The 25,355-nt window shown below is 63.8% G+C and carries 23 protein-coding genes; 16 read left to right on the plus strand and 7 right to left on the minus strand.

Going from position 1 to position 25,355, the window contains the following annotated elements; translation table 11 throughout:
- Positions 1–122 precede the first annotated feature (122 nt).
- From RJT48_RS03330 to RJT48_RS03340, 3 genes are all read left to right on the plus strand, one after another.
- The gene (locus RJT48_RS03330; RefSeq protein WP_311170801.1) at positions 123–524 is read left to right on the plus strand and encodes a DoxX family protein; all 402 of its coding nucleotides are present in this window, start codon (positions 123–125) and stop codon (positions 522–524) included.
- A 160-nt stretch (positions 525–684) separates the two neighbouring features.
- Positions 685–2,970: a hypothetical protein gene (locus tag RJT48_RS03335; protein ID WP_311170852.1), complete on the plus strand. Its 2,286-nt coding sequence runs from the start codon at positions 685–687 to the stop codon at positions 2,968–2,970.
- Positions 2,971–3,063: 93 nt separating this feature from the next.
- A complete protein-coding gene (locus tag RJT48_RS03340) occupies positions 3,064–4,374 on the plus strand; it encodes an amidase (RefSeq protein ID WP_311170802.1) in 1,311 nt (436 codons plus the stop codon).
- A 4-nt stretch (positions 4,375–4,378) separates the two neighbouring features.
- Here the strand turns inward: RJT48_RS03340 and RJT48_RS03345 are convergent, their stop codons facing one another.
- From RJT48_RS03345 to RJT48_RS03365, 5 genes are all read right to left on the minus strand, one after another.
- Positions 4,379–5,311: a DUF1641 domain-containing protein gene (locus RJT48_RS03345; RefSeq protein ID WP_311170803.1), complete on the minus strand. Its 933-nt coding sequence runs from the start codon at positions 5,309–5,311 to the stop codon at positions 4,379–4,381.
- A 2-nt stretch (positions 5,312–5,313) separates the two neighbouring features.
- A complete protein-coding gene (locus RJT48_RS03350; RefSeq protein WP_311170804.1) occupies positions 5,314–6,504 on the minus strand; it encodes an NAD(P)/FAD-dependent oxidoreductase in 1,191 nt (396 codons plus the stop codon).
- A 66-nt stretch (positions 6,505–6,570) separates the two neighbouring features.
- The gene (locus RJT48_RS03355; protein WP_311170805.1) at positions 6,571–7,212 is read right to left on the minus strand and encodes a helical membrane plugin domain-containing protein; all 642 of its coding nucleotides are present in this window, start codon (positions 7,210–7,212) and stop codon (positions 6,571–6,573) included.
- On the minus strand, positions 7,209–8,354 hold the full coding sequence (locus RJT48_RS03360) for an NAD(P)/FAD-dependent oxidoreductase (protein ID WP_311170806.1): 1,146 nt from the start codon (positions 8,352–8,354) through the stop codon (positions 7,209–7,211). The genes RJT48_RS03355 and RJT48_RS03360 overlap by 4 nt, the downstream gene beginning before the upstream one ends.
- The gene (locus tag RJT48_RS03365; RefSeq protein ID WP_311170807.1) at positions 8,351–8,593 is read right to left on the minus strand and encodes a sulfurtransferase TusA family protein; all 243 of its coding nucleotides are present in this window, start codon (positions 8,591–8,593) and stop codon (positions 8,351–8,353) included. The genes RJT48_RS03360 and RJT48_RS03365 overlap by 4 nt, the downstream gene beginning before the upstream one ends.
- A gap of 267 nt (positions 8,594–8,860) precedes the next feature.
- Between RJT48_RS03365 and RJT48_RS03370 the strand changes: the two genes are divergently transcribed.
- The 3 genes from RJT48_RS03370 to RJT48_RS03380 are packed head-to-tail and all read left to right on the plus strand — an operon-like array spanning position 8,861 to position 11,518.
- Complete coding sequence (locus RJT48_RS03370) at positions 8,861–10,288, plus strand: cytochrome ubiquinol oxidase subunit I (protein WP_311170808.1); 1,428 nt, start codon at positions 8,861–8,863, stop codon at positions 10,286–10,288.
- Positions 10,281–11,282 carry a cytochrome d ubiquinol oxidase subunit II gene (locus tag RJT48_RS03375; RefSeq protein ID WP_311170809.1) on the plus strand — a complete coding sequence of 334 codons (1,002 nt, stop codon included), beginning with the start codon at positions 10,281–10,283 and terminating at the stop codon, positions 11,280–11,282. Before RJT48_RS03370 ends, RJT48_RS03375 begins: the two co-directional genes overlap by 8 nt.
- 2 nt (positions 11,283–11,284) lie before the next feature.
- Positions 11,285–11,518, plus strand: coding sequence for a hypothetical protein (locus RJT48_RS03380; RefSeq protein ID WP_311170810.1), 234 nt, complete (start codon positions 11,285–11,287; stop codon positions 11,516–11,518).
- 159 nt (positions 11,519–11,677) lie between these two features.
- On the opposite strand, the gene RJT48_RS03385 is transcribed toward RJT48_RS03380, so the two are convergent.
- On the minus strand, positions 11,678–11,917 hold the full coding sequence (locus RJT48_RS03385; protein ID WP_311170811.1) for a hypothetical protein: 240 nt from the start codon (positions 11,915–11,917) through the stop codon (positions 11,678–11,680).
- 116 nt (positions 11,918–12,033) lie between these two features.
- On the opposite strand from RJT48_RS03385, the gene RJT48_RS03390 reads away from it, so the two are divergent.
- The 3 genes from RJT48_RS03390 (at position 12,034) to RJT48_RS03400 (ending at position 14,499) form a co-directional block, all read left to right on the plus strand.
- On the plus strand, positions 12,034–12,753 hold the full coding sequence (locus RJT48_RS03390) for a helix-turn-helix domain-containing protein (protein WP_311170812.1): 720 nt from the start codon (positions 12,034–12,036) through the stop codon (positions 12,751–12,753).
- 52 nt (positions 12,754–12,805) lie between these two features.
- Entirely contained in the window at positions 12,806–13,675 is an 870-nt protein-coding gene (locus RJT48_RS03395; RefSeq protein WP_311170813.1) for a sulfurtransferase, read from the plus strand.
- 137 nt (positions 13,676–13,812) lie between these two features.
- Complete coding sequence (locus RJT48_RS03400) at positions 13,813–14,499, plus strand: peroxiredoxin (RefSeq protein WP_311170814.1); 687 nt, start codon at positions 13,813–13,815, stop codon at positions 14,497–14,499.
- A gap of 949 nt (positions 14,500–15,448) precedes the next feature.
- Here the strand turns inward: RJT48_RS03400 and RJT48_RS03405 are convergent.
- Positions 15,449–16,213, minus strand: coding sequence for an IclR family transcriptional regulator (locus tag RJT48_RS03405; protein WP_345784730.1), 765 nt, complete (start codon positions 16,211–16,213; stop codon positions 15,449–15,451).
- A 332-nt stretch (positions 16,214–16,545) separates the two neighbouring features.
- Between RJT48_RS03405 and RJT48_RS03410 the strand changes: the two genes are divergently transcribed.
- The 7 genes from RJT48_RS03410 to RJT48_RS03440 all read left to right on the plus strand — a co-directional run bounded on the left by RJT48_RS03410 (position 16,546) and on the right by RJT48_RS03440 (position 25,353).
- Positions 16,546–17,781 carry a mandelate racemase/muconate lactonizing enzyme family protein gene (locus RJT48_RS03410; RefSeq protein ID WP_311170816.1) on the plus strand — a complete coding sequence of 412 codons (1,236 nt, stop codon included), beginning with the start codon at positions 16,546–16,548 and terminating at the stop codon, positions 17,779–17,781.
- Between the two features lie 308 nt (positions 17,782–18,089).
- Positions 18,090–18,953 (plus strand): fumarylacetoacetate hydrolase family protein, encoded by an 864-nt coding sequence (locus RJT48_RS03415; protein WP_311170817.1) that lies wholly within the window; start codon positions 18,090–18,092, stop codon positions 18,951–18,953.
- A gap of 106 nt (positions 18,954–19,059) precedes the next feature.
- Positions 19,060–20,139: a D-xylose 1-dehydrogenase Gfo6 gene (gene gfo6, locus RJT48_RS03420; protein ID WP_311170818.1), complete on the plus strand. Its 1,080-nt coding sequence runs from the start codon at positions 19,060–19,062 to the stop codon at positions 20,137–20,139.
- 80 nt (positions 20,140–20,219) lie between these two features.
- Positions 20,220–21,542 (plus strand): substrate-binding domain-containing protein, encoded by a 1,323-nt coding sequence (locus tag RJT48_RS03425; protein WP_311170819.1) that lies wholly within the window; start codon positions 20,220–20,222, stop codon positions 21,540–21,542.
- 50 nt (positions 21,543–21,592) lie between these two features.
- Complete coding sequence (locus RJT48_RS03430) at positions 21,593–22,468, plus strand: ATP-binding cassette domain-containing protein (protein WP_311170820.1); 876 nt, start codon at positions 21,593–21,595, stop codon at positions 22,466–22,468.
- Positions 22,469–22,474: 6 nt separating this feature from the next.
- Positions 22,475–24,172 carry an ABC transporter permease gene (locus RJT48_RS03435; RefSeq protein ID WP_311170821.1) on the plus strand — a complete coding sequence of 566 codons (1,698 nt, stop codon included), beginning with the start codon at positions 22,475–22,477 and terminating at the stop codon, positions 24,170–24,172.
- Between the two features lie 212 nt (positions 24,173–24,384).
- Complete coding sequence (locus RJT48_RS03440) at positions 24,385–25,353, plus strand: sugar phosphate isomerase/epimerase family protein (RefSeq protein ID WP_311170822.1); 969 nt, start codon at positions 24,385–24,387, stop codon at positions 25,351–25,353.
- Positions 25,354–25,355: the final 2 nt, after the last annotated feature.

The following is a 25,355-nucleotide window of genomic DNA, read 5'->3' on the forward strand; positions in this document are numbered from 1 at the left end:
CTGGGAGACGCTCCGACCGCCACGTCCGTGAGTGGGATCGCCCCGGTACCGACTGCCACGTCAGAATGGAGTCGGCCCGGTCCCGACAGAACGCTTATGCGCGCTCGTCCGTGAACAGGGGTATGGCTGAAGACACCGAGAGCACCGACGCTGGCGGCCGCCGGGCCTCGTCCCGGCTCGGCCGGCTGCTGTTCGGCCTGGGCCTCGCGCTGCAGGCATCGGAAGATTTCCGCGACATGGAAGACACCGTCGAGTACGCCGAATCCGCCGGCGTTCCGATGCCGGACCTCGCGGCGCCGTTCGCCTCGGGAATGATGCTCGTCGGCGGTTTGGGTGTCGCCCTGTGGCGGTTCCCGCGGATCGCGACCGGCGCCGTCGTCACGTTCCTGGCGGCGGTGACGCCGACGATGCACGACTTCTGGAACGCCGAGGAGGGCTCGGCGAGCGGCGAGCGGCTGGCCTTTTTCGGCAACCTGGCGATGCTCGGCGCGGCGCTCGTGTTCCTCCGGGAGGCCTTCAAATGAGGCTCAATACGTGACAGATCCGACTGGGGGCAGCGCCGGTTCAGACTCCGACGCTGTTCCCGGCTCCGACTCCGACGCTGTTGCGGGCTCCGGCTCCGACGCTGTTCCCGGCTCCGGCGCCACCCCTGGCTCCGCCACTGTTGCGGGCTCAGGTTTCGACATCGACCGACGGACGCTGCTGTCCGCCATCGCGGGCGCCGGGGTCGGCTCCCTCGCCGGCTGTTCGGCCACTGAACGGGGGGAAGACAGCGAGACGACCGAAGTCGCCGACGAGACGGCCAAGGAGCTGGCGATCCGATTTGCCCCCACGCTGTACTTCGACCAGGCCGAGCCGTGGCTGCCGACGGACCCGCGTCCGTACGCAAGCGAGGTCGACGGCGAGTCGATCGTCGACGGCTTCGATGCCCTCGACGGATACCACGAGCGGTACGCCGAGATGGGGGAGCCGCCGGACCCGGCGGTGTTCTATCGGGCCGTCGAGTACGACGAGTCTCCGCTCGTCGTCGTGCAGTTCTGGATGTACTCGGCGTTCGATCAGTTCACCGCGAACTTCCACTGGCACGACTGGGAGGTGCTACACGTCTACGTCGACACCGAGACCGACCGTCCGCAGCTCTACGTCGCCAGCTCGCACTCGCGGAAGATACCCAACAACGAGTTTCTCGACCCCGAGCCCGAGATGGTCCCGCGGATCCTCTCGGAGCTCGGCTCTCACTCCAGTGCGCTGTCGGTCAACGACGAACCCGACCGGTTCCAGCGGCTGGCGGGCGGGGATCTCGCCGCCGACATCACGAACTCCGCAATCGAGAGCCTCGAAGCGCTTTCGGAGCTGCCGCTGGCGTACGGGCTCCCGCGCGACGAGGGCGGCCGACTCCCGTTCGTCGTTCCGGAGTACGAGGGCGCGCCGGTGTACGAACACGACCGGCTGCCGAACGTCGACAGCGAGTCGCTGGTGGACGAGGAACTGACGATCCGCTCCTTCGAGGCGCTCACGTCGCCGCCGACGGACCTCCCCGAGCGCTCGACCGGGATAGTCCTCCGGCACGCCGAGCGGGCGGAACCGGCCGCCGAGGACGCTGTCGCCGACGAAGAGGCGACCAGCTACGACTACGAACTCCTCCCGGCGAGTGAGGTCCAGCACATCACGGATTACACGGGGCCGCAACTCAGCTTCGAGTTCGCCGTCCCGCAGTTCGCCGAAGACGCCGTCGCGGGGCACATCACGACGACCGGGGCGCCGTGGGACCAGCCCCGCGTCGAGAACCCCGCCGCGGACATCACCGACCCGAACCACCGCCGAGAGCTTTCGAACCGGTACGACGCCATCGGTGACGCAGCAGCCATCAACACCGTCGTGACGCGAATCACGGAGGCCATCGAAACCGACGATGCACCCGACGGGGAGGGACTGACGACCCAGGCGGGAACCGTCGAGGCCATCGCACTTCTCGAAAGCGAACCCGCGATGGTGCCGACGTTCGGCGGCGTCGCCGTCGCCCGCGACGTCCCCGAGGGAGAACACCGACTCACCGTCAACGCCGCCGGGCAGGCACCCCACAGCCAACGGCTGACAGTCGGCGGGGGAAGCGACGACACGGCGACAGCAAGCGGGAGCGACGACACGGCGACAGCAAGCGAGACCGACACCGCGACAGCAACGACGAGCGCGACGGACACGGCTGCGACGGACGCGACCGCGACATCCGGCAGCGAGCAGTCGACGAACGACGGATCGGATCCCGCCCAGCGCATCACGACTGCCGGCGTCGATACCGAGATTCCGCTCGTCGCGCGGGAGAACGCCCAAAAACTCGAAGTCGACGCCGAGGGGACCGACGCGGATCTCTCGGATCTCGCGGTGGAGGACGACTTCGCCGGGCGGCTGTACGACGCCCCCCTCGACGGTCCCGACGCCGTGTACGTCCACCGCGGCGGCGCGTACACGACCGAGGTACGGGATACCGAGGGCGAAATCGGCGCGTTTCGGGTGAACCCCGATCCCGATGCCGAAAGCGACGGCGACACGGAAACCCCACCGTCGGTCCGCATCGACCGTCCCGACACGGGGAAAGCGTCGCTCTCGTCGTTCCTGGCGTCGATCGCCGCCGAGACTCGCGACCAGACGGCCGAACTGGTCGACGACGATGACGACGATGACGATCAGGAGGCGACACTCGAGGGCGGCGAAAACGCCCTTCGGGGGCTGGTTCGGGCACTCGATGCGATCGTCACGGCAGCCGAGCGCGCGGCCGAGAACGCCCGAAACGGCAACGGACAGCGCGCGGACCGTCAGCTCGGCGCCGTCGCGAACGGCCTCGAAACCGTCGTCGAACGGATCGAGGCGGCAAGCGAGGACCTCCCCGATCCCCTCACGAACGCGGCACGCAACCGCGTCGAGCAGGCGACCCGACGGACCGAGCAGGCGAAGGCGGCCGAGCGGCTGTAGCCGGATCTCTTCTCCCTGCGACTCCTCGACTGCGGCCTTCCCGAGCGGACGGAAGCAGTCAGTATCAAGCCAGTGGCGGTCCACGCTCCGTTCGTGCTTCACGACGAGTCACTCGCGGCGGTCGCCGCCGACCTGCGCCGCGGGCACACGGATCCGGCCGCGTACGTCGAGACGCTACAGGGCCGCGCTGGAACGGTCGACACCGAGATCCACGCGTTCCTTTCGGAGAGTGAAGGGCCCGACCGGTGGGCGCGTGCCCGCGAGCGTGCGAACGAACTCGCGGAAGCGAACTCCCGGCCGGCGACTCGGCCGCCGCTGTACGGCATCCCGGTGGGGGTAAAAGACATCTTCCACGTCGACGGCTTCGAGACCCGCGCGGGCTCCGACCTGCCCCCGGACGTGCTCTCGGGCCCGCAGGCGACAGCCGTGTCGCGGCTCGTCGACGCCGGGGCGATCGTGCTCGGGAAGACAGTGACCGCGGAGTTCGCGTACTTCGATCCCGGGCCGACGCGGAACCCCCACGACACCGGGCATACGCCCGGCGGGTCAAGCAGCGGGTCGGCCGCCGCGGTCGCCGCCGGGCTCTGTCCGCTCGCGCTCGGGACCCAGACCATCGGTTCCGTCATCCGGCCGGCGGCGTACTGCGGCGTCGTCGGCGTCAAGCCGAGCTACGGACGGGTCCCCGCGGATGGCGTCATCCCGGCCGCGCAGTCGGTCGACACGGTCGGCTACTTCACGCAGGGCGTCGCGGGGGCGCGGATTGCGGCCGGCGTGCTCTACGACGACTGGCGCGCGCTCCCGACGCCTCCCGAGCGGCCGACCCTCGGCGTTCCCGAAGGCCCGTATCTCGAACAGGCCGACGAACCAGGGCGGCAGGCGTTTGCGGCGCACGTCGACCGGCTTTCGGCGGCCGGCTACGACGTCGAGCGCGTGAGTGTACTGGACGATATCGCCGCCCTCAACGAGCGTCACACCGACCTCGTCGCCGGCGAGATGGCGCTCGCCCACGAGATGTGGTTCTCCGAGTACGCCGATCGATACGCAGCGTCGACCCGTGACCTCGTCGAACGCGGACGGGAGACGACCGTTCGAGCGGTCGCCCGCGCCCGACGCAGCCGACACGATCTCCGCGACGCGCTGGAGAATCGGATGGACGACCGCGCTGTCGACGTCTGGCTCGCCCCCGCGGCTCCGGGTCCCGCGCCGTCGGGCATCGACGACACGGGCGATCCGGTGATGAACCTCCCGTGGACGCACGCGGGACTCCCGGCCGTATCGCTGCCGGCGGGGAAGACTGACGAGGGGCTCCCGCTCGGCGTGCAGTGTGTCGCGCGGTTCGGCGCCGACGAGGATCTCCTGTCGTGGGCCGAGGGGCTCGCCGCCGCGCTGTCAGCGGCGCCCTAACACGTCACCCGTCAGTCGAAGGACGCCGCTGCTTGCCCACCCGTTCTGCGGCCTCGACGACGGTTCCGAGCGTCCGCTGGACGTCGTCGTCCCTGAGCGCGGATAGAAGTCCCAGCATCCCGACCTTTCGATCGCCCGCACCCTCGTCGGTAACCGCGCTCGCGCCCGCTTCGACGGCTCCGAGCACCTTCGGATCAGACACCCGTTCCGCGGCGTCCGCCGCCTCCCCGAGTTTTTGGCCGAGTTCGTAGTAGTCGGCCACACTCCGATCGGCGGCGTCACCGAACCCTTCGAGCAGGGCGGCCAGCCCGTGGAGCGTCTCCATATTCTCGCCGACTCGCGTCAGCGTATCGACGGTCTCGCTCCGATCGAACGCGCCCGCCAACTGCTCGATATCGCCCCGGAGAGCCGCGAGTTCCTCGTCGCTCTCCGGCGCGAGGTCACCGATGGTTTCGCTCGTCACCTCGAGTACAGCCAGCAGGTCGAGGAACGTATCGGTGTTGTGGCCGAGGCGGCGCAACAGGGTGAGGGTCTCCTCCCGCTCGAAAGCAACTCGAAGGGCCTCGATCTCGCCGCGCTGCTCGACGGCGACCGATCGCAGTTCCGGAGCGAGGTCCGCCGAGAGGTCTCTCGCGACCGAGAGCAAATCGAGGAGGTCAGCGAGCGCGTCGGCGTTTTCCCCGACGCGCTTGAGCAACACCAGCGTCTCCTCCCGTTCGAGGGACGCCCTGAGATCGGCCAGCGGTTCGCGGTTCTCCGCGGCCGCGGATCGAAGCTCCGGTGTGAGATCCTCGCGCAACCCCTGGATCGCGGCTAGCAAGTCCAACAGCTCCGCCAGGTCGTCGGCGTTGGCCTCGACGCGGGCGACCAGTCGCTCCATCTCGGCTGTTTCGCCTGTCGATACCGCATCGCCGATCGTGTCGGACGTATCGCTCATCGTCAGGGCACCGGGTCGTAACCGCGCATCCAGACGTTCCAGTACAGCGAGGGGATGACGTTCACGTCGAGGATCCAGTTCAGCCGGCTCACGACGGGCGCCGAGATCGACTCCTCGTAGTCGAACTCGGCGATCATCGCCTTCCCCTTCTCGGTGAGGATCGGACAGGCCGTGTAGCCGTCGTAGCCGTCGTTCAACCGCCGGTCTTCGAGGAACGCTTCGACGTTCTCCGCCACGACGTGTGACTGCTTGCGGGCCGCCGAGGCCGTCCGCGACGTCGGGACGTCAGCACAGTCGCCGACGGCGAAGATCTCCGGGTGCGTCTCGTGCTGTAAGGTGTGATTGTCGACGGAGACGTACTCGCCGCCGTCGGTCAACGGCGACCCTTCGACGAGGAACTCGTGACCGTACTGCGGCGGGACCGGGGCGTAGAGGTCGTACGACAGTTGTTCGCCTTCCGCGGAGTGGACCACTTGGTTCTCGTAGTCGACCTCTGCGACGGTGAACTCCGGAACGAAGGTGATGTCTCTGTCGGCCCAGATCTCCTGGACCCGCTCCTGGTACGGTGCCTTCGGACCCGTGCCGAACACCTCCGATCCCGGCTTGGTCATCACGATCTCCGCGTCGTCTCTGATTCCGCGCTTCCGGAGGTACTCCTCCATCAGCATCGAGAGTTTCAGCGGGGCGCCACCGCACTTGATCGGCGTGTCCGGGACGGTAACGAGGAAGGTACCGCCGTCGAAGGTGTCGACTGCGTCGCCGAGTGCCTCGGCCGCCGAGGCGTGATAGAACGGATAGACGCTGTCGGTTCGGTTCCAGCCTTCTTCCATCCCGGAGACGGCGTCCGGCCGTCGGCTGTTGCCGGCAGCGACGACGAGGATGTCGTACTCGTAGTCGCCGGCGTCGCCCGTGACGGTCTGTGTCGCCGGATCGACGCCTGTCACGGTGTCTTCGACGAAGGAGACCTCGTCGTGGAGCAGGTCCCGGGCGTCGCGCGTCTGGTCGGCCACGTCGAGATAGTCGAACGGGACCAGATAGTACGACGGCTGGTAGTGATGCGTCCGCGATTTGTCGACGACCGTGATGTTTGCGTCGAGACGACGCCGGAGGATGTTCGCCGTCATCGTCCCCCCGGCACCCGCCCCGAGGACCAGAACGTCCGGTTCAGCGCTCGAAGAAGTGGTTGTTGTCATCTGTCTCGTGGATCCGCTGTCTCGTACTGTTCGAACGGTGCGACGCAGAATCGCCCTCTGGATGGCTCATCCGCCACTGCCCTCGATCGTCTCGTTTCCGACGCCGCGTGCGAGGGCGACGAGATAGCCCATCCCCGCTTTCACTTCCGGATCGCGGAGTGCACGCAGGAGCCCGACCGCCCCGACCGGCTCGGCTGCGTCCGTGTCTGCCTGTCCGATGCCGGCAAGCAGCTGGGTCAGGGTTGTCCGCACCTCGTCGTCGGCGGCGGTGTCCGCGACCTCCCCGAGCGCCGTGCCGGTCTCGGTGAGCGTCTCGATCATCTCGTCGTCGGCAGCGTCGGTCACGAGGGCGAGCGCGTCCGCGAGTTCGAACAGCCGGTCGAGCGTCCCGGTTCGTTCGAGCGCGGCCAGGCGTTCGACGGTCGTCGCCAGTTCGTCGCCGTGCTGTCCGACAGACGCTGTCAGTCTCGCGGTTTCGGGCTCCGCAAGCTCCGATGCGGCCATCCCGAGCGTGGTCACGTCGCCCGTGAGTCGTTCGATCATCTCGTCGTCGAGCCCGTCCTCGACGAGTGCGAGGGCATCGAGGAGTCCCCCGAGCTGTCCCGACCGCTCGAGCAGCGACGCGACGGCCTCGGGGTTCTCCGCGATGGCTCGCTCGACCTCAGGTGGAACCGTCGTCTCGCTGTCGCTCTCTGCGGGCGTACTCATAAGACACCCCTGGCGGTGAGCCAGTACGACTGATTGTAGCCGAGTTTCGACCAGTGAAGCAGCCGCGAGGGCTCTTTGGGAACCGGCTCCTCGTCGTAATCGAACGAGATGTAGGTGCCCTCGTCCCGCCCGCTCTCGATGAAGCAGACGGTCTTGCCGTCGTAGCGGGTCGTCGGCTGCTCGCCACGAGCGACGCTGGCCAGCCGTTTCGCGAGCGCTCCGGCAGCGTAGTGGGCAGCGCTGCCCGCCTTGCTGGTCGGGAGATCGGCGACGTCACCGAGTGCGTAGACGTCCTCGGCGTTCGTGGCTTCGAGCGTATGGGGATCGACGTCGACCCAGCCGTCCTCGCCGAGTCCCGCCTCCCGGACGAGATCGCTGCCCTCGTGGGGCGGAATCGCCACGAGCGTGTCGTACTCGAGGCTGCGTCCCTCGACCGTGTGCAGGACGCCCTCGTCCGGATCGACCTCCTCGGGGTTGAAGAACGTCTCGACGTTGATGTCGCGGTCCTCCATCAGGGGCCCGGACCACTCGGCGACCGACTCGATGCCGTGTGCGCGCCCGATGGGATAGGTGTACGTGATCTCGACGTCGTCGCGGAGGCCACGTTCACGGAACCAGTCGTCGGCGATCAGGACGAACTCCAGCGGCGCGACCGGACACATGTGGGGAACGCCGATGACCGAGAGGACGAGGTGGCCCTCGGTGAACGACGCCAGTTCCTCGCGCAGCGCCGTTGCACCCTCCGGATTGTAGAAGTGGTGTCCGCCCTCGGCGAGTCCGGGGGTCTCCTCCGGGGAGACGCTTGTCCCCATCGCGAGGACGAGATGGTCGTACGCCAGTTCCTCGGTTTTGTTCTCGAGTGATACGCGTTTCGCGTCGGTGTCGACGGCCGTCACCCGGTCGATCTCGAGGTCGACGCGTCGGTCGATGAGGTCGGACAGCGGACGGCGCGCGTCCGCTGGCGTCTTCTCGCCGAACGGGACGTACAGCCACGTCGGCTTGTAGACGTGGTCTTCGGTGTCGTTGACGAGCGTGACCTCGACCTCGCCGGCGTCGATTTCGCTCGCGAGGCGGTCGCTCAGGTTGTTCGCCAGCACGGATCCCGCCGTGCCGCCGCCGACGATGAGAATACGTTCGCTCATTGTACTTCCACGTAGAGATCCCAGTGGTCGCCCCGATCGACGACCTGAAGGAGTTCGTTCCCCGATTCGTCGGCCCACTCGGCGAGGTCGTCCTGCGTCCGTTCGTTCGAGCTTTGTAGTCGGATCACTGTCCCGGCGTCGACCGATTTCACTTTTCCGATAAGATCCATCAGCGGCCCGGGACAGGACGATCCGACCGCGTTGACTGTCACATCGGCGTCCGGTTCAGTTTCCGACATCACCCCGGAGTTCGGGATATGAATCAATAATTGTGAATTTGTCGTGCGACAAGTCCCCCCAACTCCGGCGGCGAGCACTGGCAGCGGACGGACGAGACACTCCCGCCGAGGTGAATCCTTCCGCCGGTCCGGGGTGACGAGCACAGTGGGTAGTTCTCAGCTGAAATCGATGCACAACAGTGGGGTTGTCTCACGACAAAGTGGCGGTTAACTCCGTTTGCCCCGTACGTGCGACTGTCAGCACGAGTGCCGTCACCCGACCCAACAATGATCGACCCAGTCATCGCAAGTCGGCTCCAGTTCGCCCTCACCACGATTGTTCACATCATCTTTCCGGTGATGAGTATGGGCTTGGCACCCTTCATTGTCTATTTCACGTGGAAAGAGATCCGAACTGGCGAGCCGATATACGAACAGTTGCGTCGTTTCTGGACCAGGATTTTCGCGGTTTCGTTCGTCGTCGGGACGGTCACCGGTATCGTCCTCGAGTTCGAGTTCGGCACCAACTTCGCGGCGTTCTCGACAACAGCGGGCGAACTGTTCGGCGGGCCGCTCGCCGTCGAGGGGATGATGGCGTTTATGCTGGAGGCGACGTTCCTGGGCGTCTTCGTGTTCGGCCGTGAGAAGGTCGGCGACACGCTCTATATGATCTCCGCGGTCGCCGTCGGGCTGGGAACGTGGCTGTCGGCCGTCTGGATCCTCATCGCCAACTCGTGGATGCAGACTCCCCGCGGCTACGAACTCGTCACCGAGAACGGGCAGATGGTCGTCCGTCTCGTCGATCCGCTGGCGGCGTATTTCAACCCGCGCTTCGGGTATATGTTCGTCCATATGCAGAACGCGGCGGTCGAGTCGGTCGCGCTGTTTATGGCCGGTGTCGCGGCGTACTACGTCTTTCGGCATCACGTCTGGGGGTACCAGATCGAGGACATCGACTTCTGGGAGACGACGCTCAAAATCGCTCTCGTCGCGCTTCTCATCACAGCGCCGCTGCAGGTGCTCCACGGCGATATGTACGGCCGGCACGTCGCTGAGACCCAACCGCAGAAGTTCGCCGCGATGGAGGCTGTCTGGGAGACCGACTCGTACGTCCCCGAGTACATCATCGCGGTGCCGACAAACCTCGACGACATCACGGATCCGAGAGCCAAGGAACTGTTCGGGATCGGGATCCCCGGCGGCGCGTCGTGGCTCGCAAGCGGCGGCGATCCCACCGCGGAGATACGCGGGTTGAACTCCTTCGAGACCGAGGCACCGCCGGTCGCGATCGTGTTCTGGGCCTTCCGAGCGATGGTCGGCCTGGGCTTCTGGTTCATCCTGCTCGCGTTCTGGGGTGGCTACCGGTGGTACTCAGGAGAACTGTTCGAGGACGACCTCCTGCACAAGGCGCTGATGGCGTCGTCGCTTTTGGGAATCCTCGCCACCGAACTCGGGTGGATCGTCACGGAGGTCGGCCGGCAGCCGTGGATCATCCAGGGGGTGATGCGGACGAGCGACGGCGTCTCGTCGGGGCTGACCGGCACCGAGGCGACGCTCACGCTCGCCGGCTTCGCGACCGTGTATCTCGGCCTCCTCGCGCTGTACACCTACGTCGTCGCGCGGATCATCCGGAGCGGGCCACCGCGTGAACTGTCACGGCAAAAGCAGCGCCCGACGCCGGAAACGCCGTCTGTGGGGGTGAGTGACGATGACTAGTCTCGCTGCGCTCGGGGACGGACCGCTTTTCGGCCTGCCGTTGCCGGAACTCTGGTTCGCGCTTTTGTTTGCGATGCTCGGCACGTTCCTGTTCCTCGACGGCTTCGACTTCGGGGCCGGCGCGATATTCGCGACACTCGACGACGAGTCGGAACGCGAGACGGTGCTGTCGGCGATCGGCCCGTTCTGGGACGGCAACGAGGTGTGGCTCGTGGTCTTCGGCGGCGCGCTGTTCGCCTCCTTTCCCTCGGTGTACGCCGACCTGTTCAGCCGTCACTACCTCCTGATGTTCGGGATTCTGGGGGCGCTCATTATGCGCGGCCTCGCTCCCGAGATGTACGAACAGCGCCACGATCCGGCGTGGCAGCGCTGGTGGGGGCGGCTGTTCGTCGCCGGGAGCGTCCTCGCCCCGTTTCTGCTCGGCGCCTTCGCCGGCAACTGGCTCGCCGGGAGCGCCCGCTCGTTCACGCTTGTCGGAGTTGTGGTCGGGACGACCGTTACGCTTCTGACCGTCGTCTCCGGTGCCGCGTTCCTCCGGCTCAAGACCGAACAGCGGCTTCCCGACAGGATCGTCCGGTACGGCGTCTTTGCGGCCGGTGGCTACCTCCTCGCGGTGGTGGCGACGCTCGCCGTGCTTTCGATCCGACTGCCGAACGGGGTGGAGATGCTGCTGACGCTTCCCGTCGTCGGGCTGGTGGTCGCATCGATCGGCCTCGCTGTCGGCTACGTCCTCGCCCTCCGCCGGGACGCAAATCTGCTCGCGCTCGGCGCGGCCGCCGGGCTCACCTACGGACTGGTTACGGTCGTCGCTGTCGTGATGTACCCCGCAATCGACCCTGCGACCGGAGTGACGGTTCGCGATGCGATCGTCTCGACGCTGCCGCTGAATCTGATGTCGCTCGGTGCGGCGCTGTTGTTGCCGCTGGTCACGGTGTACTTTATCGTGCTCTACTCGGCGTTCAGCGGTCCGATCGGACCGGAGGAGGCGTACTGACCGTGTCGGGTCCTGTTTCAGGTGTCGGCTCCGACACCCGCGTCCGGTTGGCGTCACGGATCCTCGTCACCTGGGTCGAACTCGTTGCCGTCGGGTTTGCGGGAGCGCTATTCGGCGAGTTCGTCTCCGGCCCACCGCAGTTGATCGGCTACCTGCTGACGCTTCTCGCGCTGGTCGGGGTCTTGATGTACAACGTGGACAGGCTGGTCCTCGGTCGGGTTACCGATGTTCAGTGACGGCTGCCACCCGTGTCGTCCCGCGCGTGTTCGCCCGAAGCGGGACCGCCGGGTCGGTACTCCCGATTGTTCCGGCAGGCGGAGCGCCGTTGCCTGCTGTTTTGAGTGCCAGTCCGGCAACTCGGGCGCCGTTGCCCGTTGCTCTGAGGCCCGGTCCGGTCAACCCGCTCGGCGTCCGTCGCGACCGGACAACACCCCGCTCCGTCTGAGGCCGATACCGAATAGAATTACCGCACTGGGGACGAAGAGCGTCGCACCTAACGCCGTCACGATGTCGTCGTTCGTCACTCCGTACACGATCCCTGCGGTCGCGACGAGCAGCGCGAGAACCGCCGGGACGCAGAGGCGACACCGGAGCGCCGGGCCGATTCGCCGATCGAATACGTCACGCAAACGCATACAGGGGCAGCTACGGACCGAAGGAACATACACTGCAAGTTGGCGTAGTACAACATCCGACCGTCCGACAGTCGCTGGAAGCGATGGCGGCATCGCCTCGCCTCGCAGGCTCGCATATGTACGATTTTAGCTTCACGATCACGTACGACACCGGTGCTGACGAGTATACCGACCAGTTCATCGATCGGGAGTCGCTCCGCTCCGAAGCACTCTACGCGTGTCTGGATCCCTCGAAGATGTGGGTGCTGGAACTGGTCACCGGCGATCCGGAGGATCTGACGGCCCTCGATGAACTGTTACTCGACGAGTCGCTCGATCGCTACTCGGTCAGTGGTCGATCCTGCGAAGCGACCCGCCACACGAGTCAAATCACGGAGAAGAACCGCCAGCGGATGACGTACACCTACGTCTCCGACGTGTCGTACTGTGATGCTATCCCGCTGATCGCGGTCAAATACTTCACCGATGGGCTCCTGTTCAGGCAGACCCGCTCCGGCGAAACGGCCCAGTGGCATATCCTCGTTCAGGACGACGAGAACGTGGGAATGGTGTACGATACGGTGAGTGGGCGACTCGCCGACGGCCTCCAGTTCTCGTTCGACTATCTGACCGAACTCGACCAGTGGGAAAGCCGGCTGTTGTCGCCGAGCGGGATCCGCGCCGAGCAACGGGAGGTCCTGACCGCGGCGGTGAACCGCGGCTACTTCGAGACGCCTCGTGAAATCACACTGGACGAACTCGCAGCCGAACTAGAGCTCCCGCGATCGACGGTCTCCTACCGGCTCCGTCGGGCGACTGCCGAACTCGCAAAAGCCTTTGTCGACCAGGACCTATGACTCCGAGAACGCACAGCCCGGAACCCGAGAGTGGCCCCCTGAGAGGAACAGTATGAGCACGTCTCCCTATCCAGCGTCCGTGTTGGTCTCCCCCGACTGGGTCGCAGACCGGCTCGATCGGTTCGAGTCCGCCGATCCCGGGTACCGGCTCCTGGAGGTCGACGTCAACACGTCGTTTTACGACTACGGGCACGCGCCCGGGGCCGTGAAAATCGACTGGGAGACGGACCTTCGATCGGACGATTACCACGACATCGTCGGTCCGACCGAACTCGAAAAGCTCCTCGGATCCTGCGGTATCACCGACGAGACGACCGTGGTCGTCTACGGCGACGACTCGAACTGGTTCGCCGCCCATATGTACTGGCAGCTTACCTACTACGGGCACCCCGACGTCAGGATTATGGACGGCGGCCGCGGCTACTGGGTCGATCACGATTATCCGCTGTCGAGAGAGCCAGTCACCCCACCGACGGTGTCGTACGGCAGATCGTTGTCGCCGCCGGCGAACCCATCAGTCAGGGCCTCCCGGGAGGAGGTACTGGACGCGATCGAGACCGACACCACGTTCATCGATGTCCGGCTCCCCGAAGAGTACCGGGGCGACATCACGGCCCCGCCGGGGATGAACGAGATGGCGATGCGCGGCGGCCACATTCCCGGGGCGGAAAACGTGTTCTGGGCCGATAACATCCGACCGGATATGCGGTTCAAACCGCCCGCCGAACTTCGGGAAGTGTACCGCTCGCGCGGTATCGACCCGAGCGACGATATCATCGTCTACTGCCGGATCGGCGAACGGTCGTCGCTCACGTGGTTCGCGCTCTCGGAACTCCTCGGTTACGAGTCTGTTCGCAACTACGACGGCTCGTGGACCGAGTGGGGGAATATGATCGGAATGCCGATCGAGTCCGGCGAGTGAACCTCTGGTCATTAGCATACCTCTGCGAAATGGCACTCGCTGGAATAATATTTGCAAAATAAAAACCTTTCTTTGTGATTCAGAATGTAGATATCGCAGTATTGTTTATTTTATCCAATACCGTTGAACAAAACGCAATGACAGGCTCCACAGCAGAGTCGGGCGATGCCGCGAGGCCGCCTGGTATCGGAGAACCGTTTCCACAACTTACCGTGCAGACGAGCCACGGTGAGCTGACGATCCCCGACGACTACGCGGGGCAGTGGCTCGTGCTGTTCAGTCACCCCGGCGATTTCACTCCGGTGTGTACCTCGGAGTTCGTCGCCTTCGAGCAGCGCCGCGACGAGTTCGAGGCACTCGACGCCGAACTCCTCGGGCTGTCGGTCGATCGCGTCCACTCACACATCAAGTGGACCGAGTGGATCGCCGAGAATCTCGACGTCGACATCCAGTTTCCGATTATCGCCGACGATCAGGGCTCGGTCGGTGAGCGGCTCGGGATGATTCACCCGGAAGCCGGCACCTCGACAGTCCGTAGCGTCTTCATTGTCGATCCCGACGGGACGACCCGCCTCGTGTTGACGTATCCGATGGAGATCGGGCGCAACATCGACGAGATCCTCCGCTCGCTGCGTGCGCTTCAGAAGAGCGACGCCGACGGGGTCGCAGCACCGGCCGACTGGCCGGAACACGAAATGTTCGGTGACCGCGTCCTCTTGCCTCCTCCGGGCACAGAGGAGGGCGCCAAAGCGCGCCGGGCCGAGGCGGCTGACGACGACGCCCTCGACTATTACGATTGGTGGTTCGTCACGAAAGCGCAGTAAATCACGGATCCCTCCGTCACCACGACGGCAGAAGGGGAGTCCACCGACAAGCCCACGATTTCAGTCGTGGGTCACTGATACTCGGTCCTGTCGGCCGAGCCTCACCGGTGTATCCGATTCCAGTGCACCTTATTATAAAATTTCTATAATATAATGGAAGATTATATTTTCACAACCCTGGGTAAAGCGCCGGTCCAGGCAGGAGCATATCTACCGATTACCCGATATTTAAATTCTACTGGGAAATAAACTATCCCTGATCTTTCAGGCGACTGTATATTCGGTAAACTAAACTGATATTAAACTAGTATATGATACAAATCTCTCGATTTAGAGCTGATTACCCTCTCCTACGCGGCAAATCTTCATCATCTTGAATTCCTGGTATTCGTCCAATCGGCCCGCAAAAAGAGTAATTTGACTGCGAGGTTCAACACAAATTAACGGAGTCTGCGATTGGCCTGGCTTCGATCTCCTTTAGTTCTGCTCGACAAATAAATCTACTATATAATAAGAAAATTTATACTTACGAACACTAACCTGCTGAGACACAATTTTCTGGTCGACTACGGACGTCTCTTCGAGTGACAGGAGTGTCTGTTGCACGCTCCACCTACAAAAAGTAACAGGCGTACGTTTGTTATTGAAATCTCATCGGTCGGCAGACGCCTTGGGGGCCGGAGGTCAAATCGCTATCGAGTCGGGATGATCCCGACGGCCGGTTCCACCATCCCGCGGTGTATTTGAAACTGACTAACGAAATTCCATATTGTGGGATAACTGTTCGCCTGATTGATAGCCGAATTCGGTTCCTTTTTGCGGTATATCCGATTCAGCCCCCCCGATTCGAGGTGGAAGTGTGAGATTTTTGCCCATTATTCCCGGGATTTTATCGTGACCGCGCCGAGAGCGCAATTCGAATATGTGGAATCCCCCCAGGTCGTGGGTACTACGAGTAGGTGACGTTGAGTTCGATGACGTTGACGGTTTCGAGAACCCGCTTGGGCAGTGACTTCCGGAAGTGTTCGTCCCGGATGCGATGGGAAGGACCGGACACGCTCACCGCGCCGAGGATGCGGTCTTCATTGCTCAGAATCGGTGCTGCGACGCAGCGGAGTCCCTCCAGTCGCTCCTCGTCGTCGAGCGCGTACCCGCGCTCTCTGATCTCCTCGAGTTGATCGAACAGTTCCTCTCGGTCGGTGACCGTCCGCGGCGTCGTCGGTTCGAGTCCGTGCCGCTCGATGATTTCGTCCACTCGGGACTCGGGGAGGTGTGCCAGAATCGACTTGCCGAGCGCCGTCGAGTGCAGTGAGACCCGCGTGCCGACGTGTGCCTCGACCTGGACCGCCTGTTCGCCGCGCGCCCGCTGAAGATACGTCCCGCGGCCGTGCTCCTCGATAAGAAGATTCGCGAGTTCCCCCGTTTCCTCGGCGAGACCTGTCACTTCGGGTTCCGCGATCTCGTAGATCTGCCGCCGGTTGCGCGCGTACGCGCCGAGTTCCAGGAACCGGATTCCCACCTCGTACTGGCCGTCGTCGTTGACGACGTACTCTTCCTGTTCCAGCGTGCTCAGGTAGTTGTGCACGGTACTTCTGGGGAGGTCGGTGTGTGCCGCGATCTCCGAGACGCCGGCACCGTCGAGCGCCTGTAGCCCCTCGACGATTCTGAACGTCGTTTCGGTCGACTTGATTGGGTTTTTTGCTGGCATTTCGATGATGCTGTCTTTTCGTGTTGTCTTGTTAAATGTTATTCCACATTGTGGAATACAACTGTATTTTCGCGACGCGGGCCTCGCTCTCGTCGACGAAGTGGTTGGCCTCATAATGATTACTCTCGTCTCTTCCCACCGAGCGCCGCCACCGGGGGGGTGGCGCTCGGTGGGAAACAGTGAGAGTAATCATTATCAGTAAGGCTGTCGGTGACCCGGCTTGCATCGTCGCTTCGGTTTTCTATACCATCGTATATTGATGTTTGGGTGCGGTTCGCAGGCCGGGTGTCTCTGTAGCGGGAAGGTATAAGTCGGAGACACTGTTTGTGGTTGACGCAATGGTTCACCACGACCGATTGAGCGACCCGAACGCGGAGTACACTATGCGCGACCTGTCGCGAGGGACCCTTGGGCTCGGGTCCGGTGGGGAGATACGCGACGCCGAAATCACCGACGTCCAGACGACGATGGTCGACGGGAACTACCCGTGGATCCTCGTTCGGGTCTACACCGATGCGGGCGTCGTCGGGACCGGCGAGTCCTACTGGGGCGGCGGCGACACCGCTATCATCGACCGAATGAAACCGTTTTTGCTCGGGGAGAACCCCCTCGACGTCGACCGGCTGTACGAACACCTCGTGCAGAAGATGTCGGGCGAGGGATCGATCTCCGGGAAGGTGATCTCGGCGATCTCCGGCGTCGAGATCGCGCTCCACGACGCGGCGGGCAAACTCCTCGAGGTGCCGGTCTACCAGTTGCTCGGGGGCAAGTACCGCGACGCGGTCCGGGTCTACTGTGACTGTCACGCGGGTGACGAGGCGGAACCGGCCGCAAACGCCGACGAGGCCGAGCGCGTCGTCGAGGAACTCGGGTACGACGCACTGAAATTCGATCTCGACGTCCCGTCGGGCCACGGGACCGACCGGGTGAACCGGCATCTGCGGCCGGCGGAGATCGAGCACAAAGCCGAGATCGTCGCGGCCGTCACAGAGCAGGTCGGCGACCGCGCGGACGTCGCATTCGACTGCCACTGGTCCTACAGCGCCGGGAGCGCACGACGGCTCGCCCGCGAACTCGAGGCGTACGACGTCTGGTGGCTCGAAGACCCGATTCCGCCCGAGAACCACGATGTCCAGCGGACCGTCACACAGTCGACGGCGACGCCGATCGCCACCGGCGAGAACGTCTACCGAACCCACGGGACCCGCCGCCTGCTGACTGAGGAAGCCGTCGACATCGTCGCGCCCGACATCCCGAAAGTTGGCGGACTGCGCGAGGGAATGAAGATCGCGAACCTCGCCGACGTGTTCTACGTGCCCGTCGCTATGCACAACGTGTCCTCGCCGATCGGGACGATGGCGAGTGCGCATCTCGGAGCGGCCATCCCGAACGCCCTGGCCGTCGAGTTCCACTCCTACCAACTCGGGTGGTGGGAAGACCTTGTCGAGGAGTCGGGACTCATCGCGGATGGCCGGATGGCGGTCCCGGACGAACCCGGTCTCGGTTTGACCCTCGATTTGGACGCTGTCGAGGCGAACCTCGTCGAAGGCGCGGAACTGTTCGACGAGGCGTGATACTGATTACTCTCACTGTTCACCGCCGAGTGCCACCCCGATGACGGCACTCGGCGGGAAGCGACGAGTGTAATCAGTATGAGAGTCTCAGACACAAGCCCGCGAAAAACTCCGTCACTGGAAACGAAGCACCCGTGAATTACCCCTCTCGAAGGTGCGAACAGGCGCCGCCGCGACGCGGGTAACAGAGCGTTGAGATCGCAGGCTCACGGATCCGGACGCCATTCCGGGACGCGCTGTGTCCGGCCGATCAGGTACTCACGCCCGGTCGGCGTAACTTTCATATACTGATACGCAGAGATGAGGATATGCGGTATTATCAGCTCAGCCGACGAGGGCAGTCTATACTGGCCGTCGAGACAGACTCGGGCGCCTACGATCTCACGTCCGTGAAGCCGGATCTCGACTCGTTCGGAGCGCTCGTCCGGACCGCCGAAATCACCGACTGCACGCCCGACGAAGTGGCCGAGCCACATCTGAGTGGTGCCGACCCGCTTTCGACGGAGGCGGTGAGAGAGACCTGCGGTCTCCCGATCGATGTCGATGAAGTCTGGGCAGCGGGGGTAACCTATCAGATCAGCGAGGAGGCCCGCAGGGGCGAAAGCAGTATGCCCGAGATGTACGTCAACGTCTACGACGCCGAGCGGCCCGAACTGTTCTTCAAATCGACCCGGGATCGGACCGTCGGTCCGGACGACGCGATCGGAGTTCGGACCGACTCGGACTGGAACGTCCCCGAGCCCGAACTCGGGGTGGTCCTGTTCCGTGGCGAACCGGTCGGGTACACGGTGGGCAACGACGTGAGCAGCCGGTCCATCGAGGGCGAAAACCCTCTGTATCTGCCCCAAGCGAAGGTGTACGACCGATGCTGTTCGCTCGGCCCCTGCATCGCGACGGACATTCGGGACCCGCAGACGCTCGATATGTCTATGCAGATCTCACGCGACGGAGAGACAGTCTACGACGGATCGACGAACACTGCCGAGATGGTCCGAACCTGCGAGGATCTCGTCTCCTATTACACTCGCCACAACACGGTCCCCGACCTTGCGGTGTTGCTGACGGGGACGTCGCTGGTTCCCGAGGAAGGGTTCTCCCTCCGGGCGGACGACCACGTGACCATCGAGATCGAGAACATCGGTATCCTCTCGAACCCCGTCGTCAGCGTCTGACTGGTGTCCTCTCGACCCCCGCTATCAGCGTCTGACTGGTATCCGTTCTCACCCCCAGTGACCCGCCGGCGTGTGTATTTAAGTGAGTGGTCGTTCCTGTTTCGGTATGGAGTTCCCGTTCGAAGACTTCACTCTCAGGGACTGGCAAACGGCGGAGGATCCGGGGACCGTGCGGGTCGCGATGATCGGTATCGGCTGGTGGACGCGGGAGCAGGCGATTCCTGCGGTTCGGGAGTCAGCGTTCGTCGATACAACTGTCCTCGTGAGCGGTTCGATGGGGAAAGCGCGGGAGGCGACTGGTCTCGCGCCCACGATCGAACACGCGATAACGTACGAGGAGTTCCATAACGGCGAAGCAACGGAGGCCTACGACGCGATCTACATCTGTACGCCGAACGGACTGCACCTGCCGTTCGTCGAGACCGCAGTTCGACTCGGGAAGGACGTCCTCTGTGAGAAACCGATGGAGGCGACCGTCGACCGGGCGAGCGAGATCGTCGACCGTACAGCCGACAGCGACGTCGACGTGATGATCGCCTACCGGATGCAGACCGAACCTGCCGTCCGCCGGGCCCGGGAAGTCGTCGCGGCGGGACTCATCGGTGACCCGGTACAGGTCCACGCGAATATGTCCCAGCGGCTCTTGGAGATGATCCCGGACCCCGATCAGTGGCGTCTGGACCCCGACCTCTCGGGTGGCGCCACGGTGATGGACCTCGGGCTGTACCCCATCAATACCGCGCGGTTCGTCCTCGACAGAGATCCCGTGGCGGTACAGGGCCGAACGACCCACGACCGGGCGGAGTTCGAGGACGTCGGGGACGAGCACGCCGTGTTCACTCTCCTCTTTCCCGACGGGGTCTCCGCGGCGTGTACCGCCAGCCAAGGGGCCTACAAATCCAGCCACCTCCGGGTGACTGGCACAGAGGGAGAGGTGGTGATCGAACCCGCGTTCTACAACTCTCAGGACCGCGGATTCCGGATTTCGGTGGGCGGAGAACGCTACGAGGTCGACTTCCCGCAGGTCGATCAGATGACCGAGGAGTTCGACTACTTCGCACACTGTCTACTGACTGGAACTGACCCACATCCCGATGCCGAACACGGCTTCGTCGATATGCTGACGATGGAGGCGGTCTACGACGCCGACCGACGGGACGAGACAGTGGAGATCCAATCGCGGTGATGTAACCTGGCGCGCGTGCGGAGAATCGGGGACCGGATCCATCAGGTACTTTTATATACTTTCTCTAATGATGGTGTGGTATGCCATCACCAGATGGAACTACCGATGGTAGTATTTCGATCGACGTGGGGGCGAACGTCTCACGCCGGACCGTAGTCAAACAGATGGGGGCAGTGGGTGCAGCGCTCGGGCTGGCTGGGTGTCAGACGCAGAACGACGAGAACACGACCACGAACGGGAGCGGTGACGGTGGAGATGGAGATGGAGGCGGAGGCGGACAGGGGGGTGGGACGGCCGATTTCGAGTTCTCTCGCCACCCGGCCGTCGCCCCGCCGGGATGGGAGCCCTCGAAGACCCGCGAAGGGTCGGGACAGAACGAGCGCACGGCGGTGTTCGTCCTCCAGAACATCGACAATCCGTTCTTCATTCCGATGACCTGCGGGTTCCACGACGCGCTCAACGTGTTCGGCTGGGACGGACAGGTCACTGGACCGCCGGCGGACGGCGGTATTCCGGACCAGGTGAGTCTCATCGAACAGAACGTCTCGAATATGGATCCCGGCGACGTCCTGGTGACGACAGTGCTCAACAACGAGGCCTACAACGACGCCATCCAGAACGCCTTGGACAACGACATTGCCGTTATCAACGGCCACTCGACGCCGGCAACCAGAGACTGGAACTACGACTATATGACCGATGAGGTCGGGTTCTCCTACCGTGAGGAGCCGATGATCGTTCCGCACGTCGGCGTCCGAGACGCACGGGGCGGAGCCGCGATGGCCGCGGAGGCCTACGACCGGATGCAGGAGAAGATGCCCGACAAGGACGAGTACACCGTGTTGATTACGAACGAACTCCCGGACAATCCCTCGGTCACCAGACGGGTCAACCAGGACGCGGCCGACCTCGGGACCGCCGAGCGGTATTTCAAGGCCCAGAGCGATCCGTCAGTGAGCCTCTACAACGACCAGATCATCAACCCGCCCGCGAGCATCGCGGACGCCCAGAGCCAGATCGTCAACACGATCTCCGGGGAAGACGTCGATGCGGTTGTCTGCTCGGCGTTCTGGGGAGCGGTCGGAGCGGGACAGGCACTCGAGGCGGGTGAACTCGAGGGGCCGATGGTCGTCTGCGGATTCGACCTGTTGCGGCCGCTGCTCAACCAGATCGAGGCGGGCAACGTCGACTTCACCGTCGGACAGGACCCCTACAGCCAGGGGTTCCAGAACATCCCGATGGCTTGGATGTACCTCGAACGAGGTATCGAGATGAAAGACCTCGAGTGGGGCGTCTCGGTCTGGGACGACGATAACGTCCCCTTCGCACTCGAGCGCAGGTCGTGGGCCGGTGACGACGGGCTCCTGCAGTGGCAGGAGAGCAACTACGAGTTCCTGCAGTGAACCAGCCCGTCCGAACGCACTGACAACGCACTGTCGAGCTTACTCAATATATGTCTGAATCAAAATCGGAATCGGACGGTGAATCGGAGTTAGACGGCGTCGAGTCCCCGCGGTCGGAGACCGGACTTGATTCGGAGCCGGCTGTCGAGGGGACCGACGAGAACGTCGTCCTCCGGACGAGGGACCTCACCAAGTTCTTCGGGGCGCTCGAAGCCGTCAGGGATGTCAGCCTCGATGTCAACGCTGGCGAGATCCTGGCGATCGCTGGCGACAACGGCGCGGGCAAAACCACGTTTATCAGGATGCTCTCGGGCGTCCTCCAGCCGACGGCCGGATCGATCTACCTCCGGCAGGACGGTCGGCTGGCCAAACAGTTCTTCTCGTCCTCGAAAGACGCGATGGACGCCGGCATCGCGACGGTCTATCAGGAACAGCACCTGAGTCCGAACGCCACCGCCGCGAACAACATCTTTCTCGGGATGGAACCGCTCAAAGACGGACCGGAAGGGTGGCTGCTCCGCCGGACGGACCAGGGGTATATGATCGAGGAAAGCCGGAAACTGCTCGCGGAGATCGGGTTCAACTTCGATCCCCGCTCGAAGGTAAACGAGCTCTCCGGCGGGCAGAAACAGGCCGTCGCGGTGGCCCGCGCGCTCATCAGGGACCCACCGATCATCATCCTTGACGAACCGACGTCGGAGGTGTCGACGACCGGGACCGACAAGATAATCGACCTCGTCAGAGGTATCCCGGACGGCGAGAAGTCGGTGATTCTCATCTCACACAAGATCGACGTCGTCGTCGATGTCGCCGACCGGATCGCCGTTATGCGCGACGGTGAGGTCATCGAGGTGCTCGACACCAACAAAGACGACATCGAACGGATCGATATCGTCGAACGGATGCACAGGGAGCGGGAGCGCTGATCCAGGATGGCAACGGAATCAGCCAGCCTGGGGACGCGACTCAGAACGACTGTAAGTTGGATCTTCGAGCGGCGGGAGGGAAGCGTCCTCGTCGGACTCATTGCAATCTTCTTCGTGGGGGTCTATATCGACGCCTCGCGCTTCCTCCTTTTGGACAATATGGCGCGGATTCTCCGGTCGGCCGGCACGACGGCTATCATCGGGTATGGTGTGGCGCTGCTGATGGTAACGGGGGAGTTCGACCTGTCTGTCGGGTCGATGTACGGGGTCGCGGCGGGGATCGGTGCGATCCTGATCGGCGGCGACGCGTTCGGCTTCACCCCGCTTTTCGTGGTCACGGTCGTGCTCGTGTTCTCCGTCATCTTCGGCATCACGCAAGGACTGGTCGTGACGAAACTCAAACTGCCGTCGTTGATCGTCACGATCGGGACACTGACCCTCTTACGGGGCGTCCACCGGATCTTGATCGGCGGCACGACGGCGTCGGCCGGGAATCTGGGGCTGCTGAAGTGGCTCGGCGGCCCGATCATTCTCGCCGATATGCCGTTCTTGAGCGGACCGATCACGTATCAGGTCCCGTTTATTCACGCCGAAACGAAGACGTTCGGCCAGTTTTCCATCCTGATTGTCTGGATTTTTGTGTTGCTCGTGGTGTTCCACTATATCCTGCACTACACGCGTTTCGGTCTCCACGCCCGCGCGACCGGCGACAACATCGAATCGGTCGAGACGACCGGAATCGACCCCGAGATCGTCAAACTGGGATGTTTCGGTCTCGCCGGACTGACGGCGGCGTTTGCGGGGCTTGCCTTCCTCGGGCGCTTCGGCTCCGTCTCCTCGGGAACCGGGAACGGGCTGGCGCTTGTCGTCATCGCCGCGGTGGTCCTGGGCGGGACGAAACTCACCGGCGGTCAAGGATCGATGGTCGGCGTCCTGTTCGGGGCGCTCGTTCTCGCGACGGCCAACAACGTCCTGGCGCTGGCCGGGTTGAACGTCAGCGGCTGGCAGGGAGTCATCACCGGCGGGTTCATCATCGCCGCTATCGGGCTCGACGTCATCCTGAAAGGGTTCAGCTACGACCTCCTGCGGTCGTGGTACGGTGAACCGCTGCGGAATCTCGTCCGGTCCCCGCGGGAGTTCTTCAGGACGAGAGCCGAACAGAAGACGACCGACGATATGTTCGGGTTCCTCGTCCTGACGGTCGGCGTCGCGGCCGTGGCGACGAACGTCCTCGCGTGGCTTCTCGGGAACAGCGCCGTGGATTCGGTGGTGGGATTAGGCGCCGAGGGGTTCAAACTGTTCCTGCTCGGCGGCTGGCCCGAAACGGTCGCACAGGTGTACCTCTTCTTGATGCTGATGGCACTGGTGGCGTACGCCGCCATCGAGATTGCGGCCCAGGCCGTCGATAGCCCCGGCGACTACGAGGACACACTCGTCACGGTCTGCTACGGGCTGGCCGCCGCGCCGTTGTTTGCGATCCCGATCGTGATGGTCGGCTACGACATCTTCTTCCTCGTCTCTCCGATCGTCTCCGCTCTCATCGTGTCCGTGCCAATTCTGCTTGTGATCGGATGGACGATGTACGCCGGCGTCGCAGAGCGACACGAGCTACCCCGCTCGCGGTCCATTATCGTCGTCGCCACGGCTATGCTGTTTTGGCTCGTCGTTGCCGGTATTGTCGCTGTCGGCCTATCGACCGGGTGACCGCCGCTTTCGAGCCCTGCCGTCGCCGTATTCTTTTGTCCTCGTTCGCCGTTTTCGTGCTGTATCCGTCGACGAACGTCGGGTGTACCTCCGATCTACTGACGGTGACGGATCAGTTTGTAGCCGACGTAGGTTTCGCGTGCTGGGGGACGGCGGAACCTGGATGAGTAATACCCCTTAGATTTATTTCAGCTCCTGATGTTATCCATCGTATGGACATTGGAGTCCTGACTGTTGCACTCGGTGGTGAACCGGTAGACGAGGCACTGGGCTATCTCTCGGGGATCGGCGTCGACGCGGTGGAGTTCGGTTGCGGTGGATTCGTCGGCGAGGACCATCTCCCCCGCGAGGAGTTCCTCGACGACGAAGAGGCCCAGGCCGATCTGCTCGACCTCGTCGACGAACACGACCTCCGTATCAGCGCACTGTCGACTCACAACAATCCCCTCCACCCCGACGAGGAACGCGCTGAGCGTGCGGCCACCGAAATCAGGGAAGCGATCCGACTCGCTGACCAACTCGGCGTCGACAACGTAAACACGTTCTCGGGACTGCCCGCGGGGAGTCCGGCAGGCGAGGTTCCGAACTGGATTACCGCTCCCTGGCCGCCCGAACACGCCGAGGCGCTGGAGTACCAGTGGGAGGAGGTCGCCATCCCCCGGTGGCGGGAGCTCGCCGACCACGCCGCGGAGCACGACGTGAATATCTGTCTCGAGATGCACCCGAATATGCTGGTCTACGAGCCGACGGGGCTGGTCCGGCTCCGGGAGGCGACCAACGAACGTATCGGCGCGAACTTCGATCCCTCGCACCTCTACTGGCAGGGAATCGACGTCACGGAGGCGATCCGCTTCCTCGGCGACCACGACGCGATCCACCACTTCCACGCCAAGGACACCGGACTCTACGAACACAACGCCCGCGTGAAGGGCTATCTCGACACCAACCCCTATACGGACGAGCCGAACCGGTCGTGGCTGTTCCGATCGATCGGTTACGGCCACGACGAGGCCCACTGGAAGGAGGTGGTCTCGACGCTCAGGATGGTCGGTTACGAGGGCGCACTCTCCATCGAGCACGAGGACTCCCTGACATCCGGCCGTGAGGGCCTGGAGAAGGCGGTCGATATCCTCCAGCGCGCGGTCTTCGAGACGCAACCCGGCGATGCCTACTGGGCGTGATT

The sequence above is a fragment of the Halobellus ordinarius genome (assembly GCF_031823395.1).
Taxonomy (GTDB): domain Archaea; phylum Halobacteriota; class Halobacteria; order Halobacteriales; family Haloferacaceae; genus Haloquadratum; species Haloquadratum ordinarius.